The sequence below is a fragment of the Mesoterricola sp. MK458 genome (assembly GCF_055384935.1).
On the sequence record NZ_AP045075.1, the window covers coordinates 1,634,918 to 1,650,997 of the forward strand.

The window sequence follows — 16,080 nt, forward strand, 5'->3', positions numbered from 1 at the left end:
GAAAGACCACCCCCAACAGCACCTGCGACACTCGCAATCTGACTCACAAGGTTTGTAGCATCAGCAAAGGCAGTATTGGGGCCTGTTTGCGATAACCACCAAACCAAACCTGGCGATTAGCTATCCACCCGCAAACATTCCAATAATAGTTCAGCCTCTTTTTGATATTCAAACTCTTTTAAAAGATCTCGTCTATGTAATTTTTTCATTCCTCGAACAATTTCTATGTCTACCGTAGAACCATCAAAGCTCCATACAGGAAGCCCAGGTTTCAACTTGAATTCAAGAGCTTGAAGTCGATCAAGAATTGACTTTGACATATTTGACTTGTCCTTGGTAAGTGTCAATAATTTTTTACTTCCACTTCCACTCAAGTCATAAACTCTAAATATTCGCACTCCAAAGCCGTCAATACCATAATAAACAATTCGGTTCGCTTTGGGAGTAAGTATTTTAACTATTACTCCGCTAGCAACCCGTGGGCTTTTATCCTGACAAATCAAAAAAGAAGGGACAAAGATGCTTATTAGAATTGCCGCAATAATATTTTTCATTTTAACCCCCCATCATGAGAATTCGTCAACCAAGAACCTCCCGAGACAATTGTTGCAAAACGACCAGTAACGGGGTCTATCCGATTCAAAGTCCATCCTCCAGCCAATATATAAAAGCTAGTCATGGTTGGGGATCACGTGTTGAAATCCTTAAATGCAGCCAGATCCCGATCGCTTGGAGTTGTGTCAAAAGGATGTGTATGTATAAAGCCGATCACACCATCAGGCAGAAACCCTCGATACGTCACTTCCGCATCTAGATTTTCCCAATCTCCAGACCCCATAGACCAAGTTATGGTCCCATCCGAATTAATAATGAAAGTGCCTTGTTCATTACCACTTATTAAGAAATCTGTTCGCATGTCCTACAGCTTCTTGCGCAACTTCGAAGATAGAAATACAAGGTCCGTACTTTGTCCTGCTTGCGACAACGCAGCACCCCACCGCACTTCCCAACCCGGCAGGGAGATTTCCCTTGTACCGCAACGCTTTTCAAAGACCGACCCCCCATTGTAGCCCCTGAGACCCCCTGACGCGACTTTCCGGCCGCACATGTCCCGGAGCCTAGACCCGCGCCTGCGGCCGGGCGCCTGCGGCGGGCCAGCAGCTAAAGGAGAAACAACGAGAGGGGGAGGCACCCTCTCAGGGTAACCTCCCCCTCCGCGTTTTCGGCCTTCACTCCTCGGGATCCTCGGCGGCCTCGCGTTCCAGGGCCTCCAGCAAGTCTTCAGCGGTGGGGCTCGGCTCCAGGCCATGCTGTCCTGGCTCGGCCATCCTTCCGGGGTGTGTGGCGGCGTGGACGCTCTTCAGGAGCCGGATGCTCACCTGGGTGTAGATCTGGGTCGTGCTCAACTCCACGTGGCCCAGCATGGCCTGGATGAACCGGATGTCCGCGCCGCCTTCCAGCATCAGGGTGGCCATGGTGTGGCGGAACAGGTGGCAGGCGCCTTTCTTCCCCACCCCGGACTTCTCCACATAGATCCGCACCAGGCGCGTCATGGCGTTGGGATTGAACGCCTCGCCCCACTCGGAGAGGAACAGGGCTCCATCGTCCCGGACCCCCACCAGGTCGGGGCGGGCACTCTCCTTGTACTTCTGGATCCACGCCAGGGCTCGCTCTCCAATGGGGATCATGCGGTCCTTACGGCCTTTGCCCTGGCGGATCATCACCGTCCCGCGCTCGGCGTCGATGTTGTGGACCGTGAGGTGGATCAGCTCCAGCCGGCGCATCCCCGTGCTGTAGAAGGTCTCCAGGATGGCCCGGTCCCGCAGCCCCACGGCATTTCCTACGTCCGGAATAGCAAGGACGGTTTCCGCCTCCCTGGCGCTGAGGATGGCCTTGGGAAGCCGCTTCTCCAGCCGGGGCAGCTCCAGATCCGTGGCGGGGCTGTAAAGCAGGTGACCCTTCTTCACCATCCACGAGAACCAGTGGCGGATGGGGATGATCCGGCTGTGCTGGGATCGCGTGGAAAGCGGCTCCCCATCGGCCTTCCGGTAGTAGAACAGGTAGCGCTGATACCGCTCCAGGATAGGGCGGTCGATCTCCTGGGGCTTGGTGATGCCGCGCTCGTCACACCAGGCGATGAGGTAGCGCAAGTAGTTCTCCCGGGTCTCGATGGTCCGCGGGCTGTAGTTCTTCTCGGTCAGGTGCGCCAGGTAGCGGAGCATGTGGTGGTAGAGGCTATCGGGGTCGCGAACGTCCCCCACGGGAGGCCTGACGGTGCGGTGCTGGCCTTTCTTCGGCATGGGTCTACGGCTCCCGCACTACGACAGGGTTTTCTTCGCAGGCGGTACCGTGCGTTTTCCCGCCTTCGAGGACCGCCTGAACCTCAAACCATCCAGCAGCCGCATCTTCATGGGGTCCGAACCGGTCCGACCACCCCCCGACACCCCCCCGACCACCCCCCGACCAGGGGCCGCGAAGTGGGCTGCCTCACCCCGCGAAGTCGCCGTCGTATCCAAAGACCAAAGGGCCTCGGCATCGATCAGCCCCAGGCGTTTCGCACGCCCCTCGGCGTCCTCCCCCTGGTAGATCAGCTCATACAGGAACGTCTGGCCCTGCCGGCCCTTGTGCGCCGCCACAAACTCCATTTCCTGCAACCGGGCCATATGGATTTTCATCTGGGTGTCCCCCCAACCGCAGGCCTCCCGCGCCTGCCGCCGGGTGAAATGGAAGTCCGCCTGGGCCACGCCCTGGCCCTCGCATTCCGCCTGCACCCAAGCGTGGATCAGCGTCAGAAGCTTGCGGGTCTGAGGCAGCAGCTCGTCCACGGTGCGGTAGAACACCTCCTGGGCCAGGTCGTTGGCCAGCGCGATGTCCTCCTTCGTGACCTCGATGTAGCGCAGGCCCTCACGGGTCTTCACCTCCCGCTGGAACTGATGCAGGAGGGCGATGGACCGGATCAGGGTCAGGTACTTCACGTGGTCGCGTCGGCTCCGGGTCTGGTCATCCCGGAAGCTCAACTGGTCCGCGTAGGGGTTCACCACCGCCAGGGGCTGCAATAGGCGCTGGGCGTTCTGGTGCAGCTTCAGAAGGTGCTCACGCTCGGACTTGGCCAGCAGGCCTTCCAGGGTCTCCCGCCGCCGCTGGAGGGCGTGGATGGCCCGGGTCTGCTCCCGGCTTTCGTTGACGGTGAGGACCAGGCACCGGTTCAGCAGTTCCTCGTCCAGGTCGATGGCCGTCGTGGTCAGACACAGCATCACGGGGCCTTCCACGGTGTAGTCGTGGGTCGTGAGCATTCCCGTCTGGGGATCTTTTCCCGTGGAGGCCATCGTGACGCGGCCCTCGGACTGGAGCAGCTTCAGGGCATAGGCGGCCTGCTTCGCGCCCTCCTCCTCGGCGATGGCGAGGATCTTGTGGCGCAGGGCGCGGTCCCCCATGTAGAACAGGCTCTGCCCGGACATGGCCGAATACCGCACCACGTCCTCCTCGGGCATCAGGTCCAGCATCGCGTCCATGAGGCTGGACTTCCCGGCGGCTGAGGCCGACTGGATCAGCAGGGCCAGGGGCCTGTCCAGGAGCCTGGAGACAGCGGCCAGATACCCGGTGAGCTTGTTGGACTCCTCCCCCACGATCCCCATCCGCTCGAAGTGGTGGAGGATCATCCGGGTCAGATTGGGAGCCTTCAGCAGCTCCAGGGCCTCCACGTGCTCCTCCCGGCTGAGCTCGGGCTTCTTCTCCTTCTCGGCCAGGGCCTCGGCCAACTGGTCGGCCTGAACTTCCTCCACCTTGCGCAGGATCTTCCCGATATCCAGCTTCAGCCGGTCCTCGGCCTCCGACAATTCCAGGCTGGCCTGACGGATGAACGCGACCCGGGCCTTGGCCTGGTAGAGGTCCAGGGTGTCCACAAAGAAGTGATCGCTTCGCGTCACCATCAGGTTCACCTTCAGAGTCTCGGGGTTCAGGGGCTTTTCCCAGCCACGGACCCGGTACTGCCGGTCCTCCAGGCTCAGGAACAGGTCCTTGCCCTGGGTCTCCGTGGGTAGGTCTTCGCCGGGAGGGGGCGGCACGGGGGATGCCGGCAGCACCTGGTCCTCCCGGGGCTCGGGAACGGGCGGTTCTGCCGCCTCTGGCGCGGCCGCGAAGGACGGAACGAGCTCGGGGGTGGCCGGATCCTGGAGAGCGATGGGCTCCGTCTGGAGATCCGGAGCCTTGCCGTTGCCCATCCACACCGCGCTCCGGATGGCCAGGCCCAGGCTCTTGGCGGCGGGAGCGACTTTGAGGGCGTACTCGTTGGCGTCCATCCCCTTCGGGAACTGGACCCGAAAACAGGCGATGCCATGCTCCATCAGCTTGGCGGCGAGCTTCTCCGCGGCGCGGTCGCCGGCGTCGTCCCGGTCGTAGGCGATCAGCACCCGCTCCGTCCCGTAGCGCTGGAACGCTTCCAGGTGGTCCTTGGTGAACCCCTCCACCCCGTAGGCGGCCGTCACGTTGCGGTATCCCGCGCACCAGAATGTGAGGGCGTCGATCAGGGCTTCGCAGAGGATGATCTCCTTGGACGCCTCCAGGGCCTCCACGTTCCAGACGCCCTTGTGCGGCCCCGGGAGGTACATGTGATACGGCGTGCCCTTGCGCAGGTTGTCCAGGAGCTTGCGGCCGTAGACCTCAGTTACGTTCCCAGCCTCGTCCAGGATCGGGATCACCAGGCTCCCGTTGAAGTGCTCGTGGCCGGATTCCCGGTAGATGCCGAGCTTGGCAAGCTGGCCGCGGATCTTGCCGCCCTCCTTCCAGGCCTTGCCCGGGAGGCCGTAGCTCAGGGTCCGGTTCGCGTAGCCGATCCTGAACGTCTCCACCGCCTCGGGGTGCGCGATTCCGCGGGCCTTCAGGTAGTCCAGGGCCTCGGGACTTCGCTTCAGAGTGTCGTGGTAATAGGCGATCACCTGCTGGAGCAGGGCCTGGTCACCCCCGTCGAAATCCACGGCGGGCGGTAGCCTCCGGAGGGTGCTTGGCCCCGTCGGGCCTGACGATGGGACGCCCGGGGAAAGGTCCGACCGCAGCTGCTCCACCGCATGCCGGAAGCTCACGCCCTGGAGCTTCATCACCCAGTCGATGGGGCCGCCACCCGTGCCACAACCAAAGCAATGGAACAGGTTCTTGGCCGGCGTTATCACCAGGGAGCCCTCGGATTCCTCATGGAATGGGCATTTCCCGATCCGGTCCTTGCCGTTCTTCGTCAGCTGGATTCCGGCCGCCTCCACCAGGCGCTCCACCGAAACCTCGGATTTCAGGCGCTCCAGTTCGGCATCGGGAATACGGGCCATGAAATCCTCCGTCCGCTAAAAACGTGTCAAGTGCTTTTTGAAAAACGTCCTGGTTGCAGACTACTCAATATCCGGGTAACGTCAAGCCTGAACCGAAAGGGGACCCTACGCTCATGGCTGGAGTCATTCCATACAGGACGACCGTGAACAGCCACGATGCGCAGTTCTTCAAAGCCATGGGTGCACGCATCGCCCAAGCCCGGAGAAAGAAAGGCCTGACCCAGCAGCAGGTCGCCGACACCCTGGGTCTGCCCCAGCAGACTTACGCACATTATGAGGTTGGAACCGTCCGGGTTGCCGCCTCAATGCTGCCCATCCTCGGCGACTTGCTGGACATATCGACCAGCGAATTGCTGGGCCAGGAAACCCGCATTCGAAAGGCCAAACCCGGCCCCGCATCCAAACTGGACCTGCAGATCGAGCGCCTACGCCAGCTTCCCAAAGCCAAGCAGCAGCTCCTGATCGCCATGCTGGACGCCGCCCTCGCCCAGACCGGGTACTGATCCGGCCGGGCTCTCTACGTTTTCTCTTTAGCAGCTAAAAGGAAAAGCCGCCCTCCGGGACCTCTGGGGGTTGGGGGCTGCTTTTCATAGAAGTACAAAAGGAATCTGCACTCGCCTGAAACACCCTTCTGCAGCGGGGTTCGGCTCGGAACCCCCTCTCCTTCAGCTCTTCACGGGGCTCCTCCCCGATGGGTTTCTGCTGCGTCCGTCCCGGCCCATCACCCCCCGTTCAGGGGTGATGGGCCGGGCGCGAGCCATACGCCTGGTCCCTGCGGTCCCTGGGGCTGGAGTGGGTCGGCGCCCTCCACGGGCGCCCTCACAGCCAGGGGCGTGCCGCAGCGCAGCGGAGGCGCGACCCTGGCGAGGGCGAGCCGGCCGACGCGGTTGGACATCAGGGCAGGAAAACCATTGCCCAACCCCTTCGACCGGCCACCCGTTCAACGAAGCCGATGAGCCATCCGCGGGGGGAGACATAGCGAGCCGTTATGTCTAGGCAGGCGGCGGGAGTTTTAGATGAAGCGCTCGGCGGCGCAGCCGACGAGGGATTCATCTAAAACCATTTTCGATAATGGCCATTATCGAAAATGCGACGACTGCCGACCCCCGCGGATGGCGGCGGTGGGACTTGGATGGCGGAATGGAGGGACCTGTTGGGCCCTCAGCATTGTCGCCGTCCGAGGCCTCCGCTTTACCTCTGCACGGTGGAACGGGGCGAGATGTTTAACGGGCGCCCCGAAGCAAAGGGCGTGCTCGAGCGCCGCGCAGCGGTGCGCAGGCGGGACCTTTGCCCGGGGCGAGCCGGTCGGCGCCTTCGATCGAGTGGGTCGGCGCTTCCACCTATCGAAACACTTCCACCTTCCCATCGCCAGCGATGGCCGCTCCACCAACCAAAACAGCCACCGCATTTTTGTCCCATTGCAGGTTCTTTTTAGAGCTAATAACTCCGACTCTTTTCCCGTCGAACAGCAGCTCAATATCATCGCCTGATCGCTGATAAGCCCATCCCATTCTGATGACTTCGGACAAAATGCGGTCTTCCATCGCCTTGTTCTTGGTCAGCCAATCCTCGTCGCCGCCCTGGCCAACAACTTGGCTATACTGCGAGTTTAAATAGCAAATGACATAGGTATTTTTAATGTCCCGATTCTCTGAAGCCAACACGCTATTCTTGTGCCGGAAATAGCCGCAAAGCGCAAGCATAACAAGTGAAATCGTTGAAGCGAGAATTACCAATACTCTCATGGCGCCCCCCTTAGTCATGCTGCGGCCACAACATTAAAACCTTACTTTCATAGTTTCTTTGAGATCTTATGTAATTCGCATTCGACTGCATCAAATAGCCGCCAACCCTGTTGAACAACTGCTGAGACATGCTTCCCCTTGCCTGGATCTGCCCCATCACATTCTTAACATCACTAACGTAGGAGACGAATCTGTTGATATGTCCGTCCTCGTGCGCTTTTAACTGGCTCGTAGTCACTGGGAAAGTTGCCAGCGATTGATTAATGCGGACGTCAATGGTGAATCCACCGGCAGCAATACCGGCCGGAACGGCGCCCGACAATGAAACAATCCCTGCTCCGTCCCGGGTCGCGCTGATGCTGGAGTTGGGCAGTTCCGTAATGGCATCAGTCCCTTTCGTATACGGAACCTTGGCATATTCAGAATTAGAGTAATAGGAGTAATTGACTGTGTAATTGACACCATCCACAGAGAATTTTCTTGTGTCTACGTGATCAGGAGTCGCCTTTCCGCTGGCATTTCCTCCGCCATTACCACTAGAGGAAGCGTAGATCTCGTTTGTTTGCGACAACGCAGCACCCCACCGCACTTCCCAACCCGGCAGGGAGATTTCCCTTGTACCGCAACGCTTTTCAAAGACCGACCCCCCATTGTAGCCCCTGAGACCCCCTGACGCGACTTTCCGGCCGCACATGTCCCGGAGCCTAGACCCGCGCCTGCGGCCGGGCGCCTGCGGCGGGCCAGCAGCTAAAGGAGAAACAACGAGAGGGGGAGGCACCCTCTCAGGGTAACCTCCCCCTCCGCGTTTTCGGCCTTCACTCCTCGGGATCCTCGGCGGCCTCGCGTTCCAGGGCCTCCAGCAAGTCTTCAGCGGTGGGGCTCGGCTCCAGGCCATGCTGTCCTGGCTCGGCCATCCTTCCGGGGTGTGTGGCGGCGTGGACGCTCTTCAGGAGCCGGATGCTCACCTGGGTGTAGATCTGGGTCGTGCTCAACTCCACGTGGCCCAGCATGGCCTGGATGAACCGGATGTCCGCGCCGCCTTCCAGCATCAGGGTGGCCATGGTGTGGCGGAACAGGTGGCAGGCGCCTTTCTTCCCCACCCCGGACTTCTCCACATAGATCCGCACCAGGCGCGTCATGGCGTTGGGATTGAACGCCTCGCCCCACTCGGAGAGGAACAGGGCTCCATCGTCCCGGACCCCCACCAGGTCGGGGCGGGCACTCTCCTTGTACTTCTGGATCCACGCCAGGGCTCGCTCTCCAATGGGGATCATGCGGTCCTTACGGCCTTTGCCCTGGCGGATCATCACCGTCCCGCGCTCGGCGTCGATGTTGTGGACCGTGAGGTGGATCAGCTCCAGCCGGCGCATCCCCGTGCTGTAGAAGGTCTCCAGGATGGCCCGGTCCCGCAGCCCCACGGCATTTCCTACGTCCGGAATAGCAAGGACGGTTTCCGCCTCCCTGGCGCTGAGGATGGCCTTGGGAAGCCGCTTCTCCAGCCGGGGCAGCTCCAGATCCGTGGCGGGGCTGTAAAGCAGGTGACCCTTCTTCACCATCCACGAGAACCAGTGGCGGATGGGGATGATCCGGCTGTGCTGGGATCGCGTGGAAAGCGGCTCCCCATCGGCCTTCCGGTAGTAGAACAGGTAGCGCTGATACCGCTCCAGGATAGGGCGGTCGATCTCCTGGGGCTTGGTGATGCCGCGCTCGTCACACCAGGCGATGAGGTAGCGCAAGTAGTTCTCCCGGGTCTCGATGGTCCGCGGGCTGTAGTTCTTCTCGGTCAGGTGCGCCAGGTAGCGGAGCATGTGGTGGTAGAGGCTATCGGGGTCGCGAACGTCCCCCACGGGAGGCCTGACGGTGCGGTGCTGGCCTTTCTTCGGCATGGGTCTACGGCTCCCGCACTACGACAGGGTTTTCTTCGCAGGCGGTACCGTGCGTTTTCCCGCCTTCGAGGACCGCCTGAACCTCAAACCATCCAGCAGCCGCATCTTCATGGGGTCCGAACCGGTCCGACCACCCCCCGACACCCCCCCGACCACCCCCCGACCAGGGGCCGCGAAGTGGGCTGCCTCACCCCGCGAAGTCGCCGTCGTATCCAAAGACCAAAGGGCCTCGGCATCGATCAGCCCCAGGCGTTTCGCACGCCCCTCGGCGTCCTCCCCCTGGTAGATCAGCTCATACAGGAACGTCTGGCCCTGCCGGCCCTTGTGCGCCGCCACAAACTCCATTTCCTGCAACCGGGCCATATGGATTTTCATCTGGGTGTCCCCCCAACCGCAGGCCTCCCGCGCCTGCCGCCGGGTGAAATGGAAGTCCGCCTGGGCCACGCCCTGGCCCTCGCATTCCGCCTGCACCCAAGCGTGGATCAGCGTCAGAAGCTTGCGGGTCTGAGGCAGCAGCTCGTCCACGGTGCGGTAGAACACCTCCTGGGCCAGGTCGTTGGCCAGCGCGATGTCCTCCTTCGTGACCTCGATGTAGCGCAGGCCCTCACGGGTCTTCACCTCCCGCTGGAACTGATGCAGGAGGGCGATGGACCGGATCAGGGTCAGGTACTTCACGTGGTCGCGTCGGCTCCGGGTCTGGTCATCCCGGAAGCTCAACTGGTCCGCGTAGGGGTTCACCACCGCCAGGGGCTGCAATAGGCGCTGGGCGTTCTGGTGCAGCTTCAGAAGGTGCTCACGCTCGGACTTGGCCAGCAGGCCTTCCAGGGTCTCCCGCCGCCGCTGGAGGGCGTGGATGGCCCGGGTCTGCTCCCGGCTTTCGTTGACGGTGAGGACCAGGCACCGGTTCAGCAGTTCCTCGTCCAGGTCGATGGCCGTCGTGGTCAGACACAGCATCACGGGGCCTTCCACGGTGTAGTCGTGGGTCGTGAGCATTCCCGTCTGGGGATCTTTTCCCGTGGAGGCCATCGTGACGCGGCCCTCGGACTGGAGCAGCTTCAGGGCATAGGCGGCCTGCTTCGCGCCCTCCTCCTCGGCGATGGCGAGGATCTTGTGGCGCAGGGCGCGGTCCCCCATGTAGAACAGGCTCTGCCCGGACATGGCCGAATACCGCACCACGTCCTCCTCGGGCATCAGGTCCAGCATCGCGTCCATGAGGCTGGACTTCCCGGCGGCTGAGGCCGACTGGATCAGCAGGGCCAGGGGCCTGTCCAGGAGCCTGGAGACAGCGGCCAGATACCCGGTGAGCTTGTTGGACTCCTCCCCCACGATCCCCATCCGCTCGAAGTGGTGGAGGATCATCCGGGTCAGATTGGGAGCCTTCAGCAGCTCCAGGGCCTCCACGTGCTCCTCCCGGCTGAGCTCGGGCTTCTTCTCCTTCTCGGCCAGGGCCTCGGCCAACTGGTCGGCCTGAACTTCCTCCACCTTGCGCAGGATCTTCCCGATATCCAGCTTCAGCCGGTCCTCGGCCTCCGACAATTCCAGGCTGGCCTGACGGATGAACGCGACCCGGGCCTTGGCCTGGTAGAGGTCCAGGGTGTCCACAAAGAAGTGATCGCTTCGCGTCACCATCAGGTTCACCTTCAGAGTCTCGGGGTTCAGGGGCTTTTCCCAGCCACGGACCCGGTACTGCCGGTCCTCCAGGCTCAGGAACAGGTCCTTGCCCTGGGTCTCCGTGGGTAGGTCTTCGCCGGGAGGGGGCGGCACGGGGGATGCCGGCAGCACCTGGTCCTCCCGGGGCTCGGGAACGGGCGGTTCTGCCGCCTCTGGCGCGGCCGCGAAGGACGGAACGAGCTCGGGGGTGGCCGGATCCTGGAGAGCGATGGGCTCCGTCTGGAGATCCGGAGCCTTGCCGTTGCCCATCCACACCGCGCTCCGGATGGCCAGGCCCAGGCTCTTGGCGGCGGGAGCGACTTTGAGGGCGTACTCGTTGGCGTCCATCCCCTTCGGGAACTGGACCCGAAAACAGGCGATGCCATGCTCCATCAGCTTGGCGGCGAGCTTCTCCGCGGCGCGGTCGCCGGCGTCGTCCCGGTCGTAGGCGATCAGCACCCGCTCCGTCCCGTAGCGCTGGAACGCTTCCAGGTGGTCCTTGGTGAACCCCTCCACCCCGTAGGCGGCCGTCACGTTGCGGTATCCCGCGCACCAGAATGTGAGGGCGTCGATCAGGGCTTCGCAGAGGATGATCTCCTTGGACGCCTCCAGGGCCTCCACGTTCCAGACGCCCTTGTGCGGCCCCGGGAGGTACATGTGATACGGCGTGCCCTTGCGCAGGTTGTCCAGGAGCTTGCGGCCGTAGACCTCAGTTACGTTCCCAGCCTCGTCCAGGATCGGGATCACCAGGCTCCCGTTGAAGTGCTCGTGGCCGGATTCCCGGTAGATGCCGAGCTTGGCAAGCTGGCCGCGGATCTTGCCGCCCTCCTTCCAGGCCTTGCCCGGGAGGCCGTAGCTCAGGGTCCGGTTCGCGTAGCCGATCCTGAACGTCTCCACCGCCTCGGGGTGCGCGATTCCGCGGGCCTTCAGGTAGTCCAGGGCCTCGGGACTTCGCTTCAGAGTGTCGTGGTAATAGGCGATCACCTGCTGGAGCAGGGCCTGGTCACCCCCGTCGAAATCCACGGCGGGCGGTAGCCTCCGGAGGGTGCTTGGCCCCGTCGGGCCTGACGATGGGACGCCCGGGGAAAGGTCCGACCGCAGCTGCTCCACCGCATGCCGGAAGCTCACGCCCTGGAGCTTCATCACCCAGTCGATGGGGCCGCCACCCGTGCCACAACCAAAGCAATGGAACAGGTTCTTGGCCGGCGTTATCACCAGGGAGCCCTCGGATTCCTCATGGAATGGGCATTTCCCGATCCGGTCCTTGCCGTTCTTCGTCAGCTGGATTCCGGCCGCCTCCACCAGGCGCTCCACCGAAACCTCGGATTTCAGGCGCTCCAGTTCGGCATCGGGAATACGGGCCATGAAATCCTCCGTCCGCTAAAAACGTGTCAAGTGCTTTTTGAAAAACGTCCTGGTTGCAGACTACTCAATATCCGGGTAACGTCAAGCCTGAACCGAAAGGGGACCCTACGCTCATGGCTGGAGTCATTCCATACAGGACGACCGTGAACAGCCACGATGCGCAGTTCTTCAAAGCCATGGGTGCACGCATCGCCCAAGCCCGGAGAAAGAAAGGCCTGACCCAGCAGCAGGTCGCCGACACCCTGGGTCTGCCCCAGCAGACTTACGCACATTATGAGGTTGGAACCGTCCGGGTTGCCGCCTCAATGCTGCCCATCCTCGGCGACTTGCTGGACATATCGACCAGCGAATTGCTGGGCCAGGAAACCCGCATTCGAAAGGCCAAACCCGGCCCCGCATCCAAACTGGACCTGCAGATCGAGCGCCTACGCCAGCTTCCCAAAGCCAAGCAGCAGCTCCTGATCGCCATGCTGGACGCCGCCCTCGCCCAGACCGGGTACTGATCCGGCCGGGCTCTCTACGTTTTCTCTTTAGCAGCTAAAAGGAAAAGCCGCCCTCCGGGACCTCTGGGGGTTGGGGGCTGCTTTTCATAGAAGTACAAAAGGAATCTGCACTCGCCTGAAACACCCTTCTGCAGCGGGGTTCGGCTCGGAACCCCCTCTCCTTCAGCTCTTCACGGGGCTCCTCCCCGATGGGTTTCTGCTGCGTCCGTCCCGGCCCATCACCCCCCGTTCAGGGGTGATGGGCCGGGCGCGAGCCATACGCCTGGTCCCTGCGGTCCCTGGGGCTGGAGTGGGTCGGCGCCCTCCACGGGCGCCCTCACAGCCAGGGGCGTGCCGCAGCGCAGCGGAGGCGCGACCCTGGCGAGGGCGAGCCGGCCGACGCGGTTGGACATCAGGGCAGGAAAACCATTGCCCAACCCCTTCGACCGGCCACCCGTTCAACGAAGCCGATGAGCCATCCGCGGGGGGAGACATAGCGAGCCGTTATGTCTAGGCAGGCGGCGGGAGTTTTAGATGAAGCGCTCGGCGGCGCAGCCGACGAGGGATTCATCTAAAACCATTTTCGATAATGGCCATTATCGAAAATGCGACGACTGCCGACCCCCGCGGATGGCGGCGGTGGGACTTGGATGGCGGAATGGAGGGACCTGTTGGGCCCTCAGCATTGTCGCCGTCCGAGGCCTCCGCTTTACCTCTGCACGGTGGAACGGGGCGAGATGTTTAACGGGCGCCCCGAAGCAAAGGGCGTGCTCGAGCGCCGCGCAGCGGTGCGCAGGCGGGACCTTTGCCCGGGGCGAGCCGGTCGGCGCCTTCGATCGAGTGGGTCGGCGCTTCCACCTATCGAAACACTTCCACCTTCCCATCGCCAGCGATGGCCGCTCCACCAACCAAAACAGCCACCGCATTTTTGTCCCATTGCAGGTTCTTTTTAGAGCTAATAACTCCGACTCTTTTCCCGTCGAACAGCAGCTCAATATCATCGCCTGATCGCTGATAAGCCCATCCCATTCTGATGACTTCGGACAAAATGCGGTCTTCCATCGCCTTGTTCTTGGTCAGCCAATCCTCGTCGCCGCCCTGGCCAACAACTTGGCTATACTGCGAGTTTAAATAGCAAATGACATAGGTATTTTTAATGTCCCGATTCTCTGAAGCCAACACGCTATTCTTGTGCCGGAAATAGCCGCAAAGCGCAAGCATAACAAGTGAAATCGTTGAAGCGAGAATTACCAATACTCTCATGGCGCCCCCCTTAGTCATGCTGCGGCCACAACATTAAAACCTTACTTTCATAGTTTCTTTGAGATCTTATGTAATTCGCATTCGACTGCATCAAATAGCCGCCAACCCTGTTGAACAACTGCTGAGACATGCTTCCCCTTGCCTGGATCTGCCCCATCACATTCTTAACATCACTAACGTAGGAGACGAATCTGTTGATATGTCCGTCCTCGTGCGCTTTTAACTGGCTCGTAGTCACTGGGAAAGTTGCCAGCGATTGATTAATGCGGACGTCAATGGTGAATCCACCGGCAGCAATACCGGCCGGAACGGCGCCCGACAATGAAACAATCCCTGCTCCGTCCCGGGTCGCGCTGATGCTGGAGTTGGGCAGTTCCGTAATGGCATCAGTCCCTTTCGTATACGGAACCTTGGCATATTCAGAATTAGAGTAATAGGAGTAATTGACTGTGTAATTGCACTGGCGTCTGGTTCCCTAACGCATCTTTCTGAAAAGCGCCTGTAATTTCAACGCGATCCCGGCGCAAAACCTTGGTGTCGATTTGAAACGGCGTTTGCGCAGTGCCCCCAGGATGGTGTAGAGGGGGTCGCCGATGAATTCGGGCAAGACGCTTTTCGCCCAACTGATGGCCTGGGTGCCATGGACCAGCTTCGACCGAATCGTTCGGCGACACCAGGGAGACTACGGCGTTCGCACCTTCCCGTGCACCGAGCAGTTCCGGGCCATGGCCTTCGTGCAGCTCACCTGGCGCGAAAGCCTGCGCGACCTGGAGGCATGCCTGGCCGCCCATCCCAACAAACTCTATGGCATGGGCTTCCGCCAGCCAGTTCGCCGCTCCACGCTGGCGGATGCGCTTGAACAGCGCGACTGGCGAATATGGGCGGAACTGGCCCAGCTCCTCATCAACAAGGCCCGCAAGCTCTACGCCGGGGATGACCTGGGCCTGGACCTCGAAGCCACGGTCTACGCCCTGGATTCCACCACGATCGACCTGTGCATGACGCTCTTCCCCTGGGCCCACTTCCGCAGCACGAAGTCGGCCGTGAAGCTCCACACAATGATTGACTTGCGTGGCTCGATCCCGACTTTCATCCACATCAGCACGGGCAAGATGGCCGATGTGCGGGTCCTGGACATCCTTCCCGTCGAGCCGGGTGCCTTCTATGTCATGGATCGAGGCTACATCGATTTCGCCCGCCTCCATCGGTTCCAAGCGAGCGGCGCGTTCTTCGTGACACGCGCCAAGGTGGGCATGGATGCCCGGCGCCTGCGTTCTGCGCCCTCCGACCGGGAACAGGGCGTGATCTGCGACCAACACATCGCGCTGAACGGCCATTACGCCTCGCGGGGTTATCCCGAGCCACTGCGCCGCGTGCGCTTTCGAGACCCGGAGACGGGCAAGACGCTGGTCTTCCTGACCAACAACATGGCCCTCCCAGCCCTGACGATTTGCGCCCTCTACAAGAAACGGTGGATGGTGGAGCTGTTCTTCAAGTGGATCAAGCAGCACCTGCGGATCAAGCGGTTCCTGGGCACTAGCGAGAACGCCGTCAAGTCGCAGGTTTGGTGCGCCGTGGCCACCTATGCCCTGATCGCTATCGCCAAGAAGGAACTGCAAATCGAGGCCTCCATGTACACTTTGCTCCAGGTCTTTTCAGTTTCCGTCTTCGAGAAAACCGAGCTTCGGCGCGCCTTTGCGGAGCCCGAACCCCAAAACGACAATGGGTGGATCTCTAAACCATTGTTTCCGCTGGAGATCTAACCGGACACTAGTGGTGTAATTGACACCATCCACAGAGAATTTTCTTGTGTCTACGTGATCAGGAGTCGCCTTTCCGCTGGCATTTCCTCCGCCATTACCACTAGAGGAAGCGTAGATCTCGTTTGTTTGCGACTATAAGCCTCATTGTTTTGCAGCAGCCCCACCATGGGGGGGAGGCGCCACAATACCCATCTGCGTCAAAGCAAAACGAATACCAGATGCTGACGTTTTGCTGCCCTGGAGGCGATCCACTTCGGCTAACAAATTTACCAACTTAGGAGCAACGAATTTAGCACGTGGACCAAAGTTGCCCAAGCACCTAGCTATCCAATAACGGACCGAGTCGTCTGCATTATCCAAAAGATTAGCGATATTAACTATAGTTTCATCGTTAACCAATTTTGGATCTACACCTTTCGTCAACTCGAAAAGATGTTTAGCGGCTTCTGTTCGAACCACAGGACTCGCATCTTCTCGCACCTTCACAATCGAGGTTGAAAGGTTTCGCATGAACATCTCTCCACCCTGGGCATAAGCTTGGCTTGATACCATGAGCAACAATGAATTCGCAACCACCTTGGTGTAATACTTTAATCGATACATGTACATGC

The 16,080-nt window shown here is 60.8% G+C and carries 12 protein-coding genes; 3 read left to right on the plus strand and 9 right to left on the minus strand.

Translation table 11 applies throughout. The annotated features are described in order from the left end of the window. Window positions 1–116: 116 nt before the first annotated feature. The 3 genes from ACZ5LB_RS07055 to ACZ5LB_RS07065 all read right to left on the minus strand — a co-directional run bounded on the left by ACZ5LB_RS07055 (window position 117) and on the right by ACZ5LB_RS07065 (window position 5,315). Complete coding sequence (locus tag ACZ5LB_RS07055) at window positions 117–554, minus strand: hypothetical protein (RefSeq protein ID WP_464605476.1); 438 nt, start codon at window positions 552–554, stop codon at window positions 117–119. Between the two features lie 675 nt (window positions 555–1,229). Continuing rightward, window positions 1,230–2,300 (minus strand): site-specific tyrosine recombinase XerC, encoded by a 1,071-nt coding sequence (xerC, locus tag ACZ5LB_RS07060; protein WP_464605477.1) that lies wholly within the window; start codon window positions 2,298–2,300, stop codon window positions 1,230–1,232. A gap of 18 nt (window positions 2,301–2,318) precedes the next feature. After that, complete coding sequence (locus ACZ5LB_RS07065) at window positions 2,319–5,315, minus strand: CHC2 zinc finger domain-containing protein (RefSeq protein WP_464605478.1); 2,997 nt, start codon at window positions 5,313–5,315, stop codon at window positions 2,319–2,321. A 143-nt stretch (window positions 5,316–5,458) separates the two neighbouring features. On the opposite strand from ACZ5LB_RS07065, the gene ACZ5LB_RS07070 reads away from it, so the two are divergent. Beyond that, window positions 5,459–5,818 carry a helix-turn-helix domain-containing protein gene (locus ACZ5LB_RS07070; protein WP_464605479.1) on the plus strand — a complete coding sequence of 120 codons (360 nt, stop codon included), beginning with the start codon at window positions 5,459–5,461 and terminating at the stop codon, window positions 5,816–5,818. A gap of 837 nt (window positions 5,819–6,655) precedes the next feature. Here the strand turns inward: ACZ5LB_RS07070 and ACZ5LB_RS07075 are convergent. From ACZ5LB_RS07075 to ACZ5LB_RS07090, 4 genes are all read right to left on the minus strand, one after another. Then, on the minus strand, window positions 6,656–7,060 hold the full coding sequence (locus ACZ5LB_RS07075; RefSeq protein WP_464605480.1) for a hypothetical protein: 405 nt from the start codon (window positions 7,058–7,060) through the stop codon (window positions 6,656–6,658). 10 nt (window positions 7,061–7,070) lie between these two features. Further along, window positions 7,071–7,754, minus strand: a complete 684-nt coding sequence (locus ACZ5LB_RS07080) for a hypothetical protein (protein ID WP_464605481.1) — start codon at window positions 7,752–7,754, stop codon at window positions 7,071–7,073. A gap of 121 nt (window positions 7,755–7,875) precedes the next feature. Next, window positions 7,876–8,946 (minus strand): site-specific tyrosine recombinase XerC, encoded by a 1,071-nt coding sequence (gene xerC, locus ACZ5LB_RS07085; RefSeq protein ID WP_464605477.1) that lies wholly within the window; start codon window positions 8,944–8,946, stop codon window positions 7,876–7,878. An 18-nt stretch (window positions 8,947–8,964) separates the two neighbouring features. Further along, the gene (locus ACZ5LB_RS07090; RefSeq protein ID WP_464605478.1) at window positions 8,965–11,961 is read right to left on the minus strand and encodes a CHC2 zinc finger domain-containing protein; all 2,997 of its coding nucleotides are present in this window, start codon (window positions 11,959–11,961) and stop codon (window positions 8,965–8,967) included. Between the two features lie 143 nt (window positions 11,962–12,104). Here ACZ5LB_RS07090 and ACZ5LB_RS07095 point away from each other — a divergent pair, with 143 nt between their 5' ends. Next, window positions 12,105–12,464: a helix-turn-helix domain-containing protein gene (locus tag ACZ5LB_RS07095; protein ID WP_464605479.1), complete on the plus strand. Its 360-nt coding sequence runs from the start codon at window positions 12,105–12,107 to the stop codon at window positions 12,462–12,464. A gap of 837 nt (window positions 12,465–13,301) precedes the next feature. Here ACZ5LB_RS07095 and ACZ5LB_RS07100 read toward each other — a convergent pair. Beyond that, window positions 13,302–13,706 (minus strand): hypothetical protein, encoded by a 405-nt coding sequence (locus ACZ5LB_RS07100; RefSeq protein ID WP_464605480.1) that lies wholly within the window; start codon window positions 13,704–13,706, stop codon window positions 13,302–13,304. 593 nt (window positions 13,707–14,299) lie between these two features. On the opposite strand from ACZ5LB_RS07100, the gene ACZ5LB_RS07105 reads away from it, so the two are divergent. Next, window positions 14,300–15,469, plus strand: coding sequence for an IS4 family transposase (locus tag ACZ5LB_RS07105; protein ID WP_464602275.1), 1,170 nt, complete (start codon window positions 14,300–14,302; stop codon window positions 15,467–15,469). A 141-nt stretch (window positions 15,470–15,610) separates the two neighbouring features. On the opposite strand, the gene ACZ5LB_RS07110 is transcribed toward ACZ5LB_RS07105, so the two are convergent. After that, window positions 15,611–16,078, minus strand: coding sequence for a HEAT repeat domain-containing protein (locus ACZ5LB_RS07110; RefSeq protein ID WP_464605482.1), 468 nt, complete (start codon window positions 16,076–16,078; stop codon window positions 15,611–15,613). Window positions 16,079–16,080 lie beyond the last annotated feature (2 nt).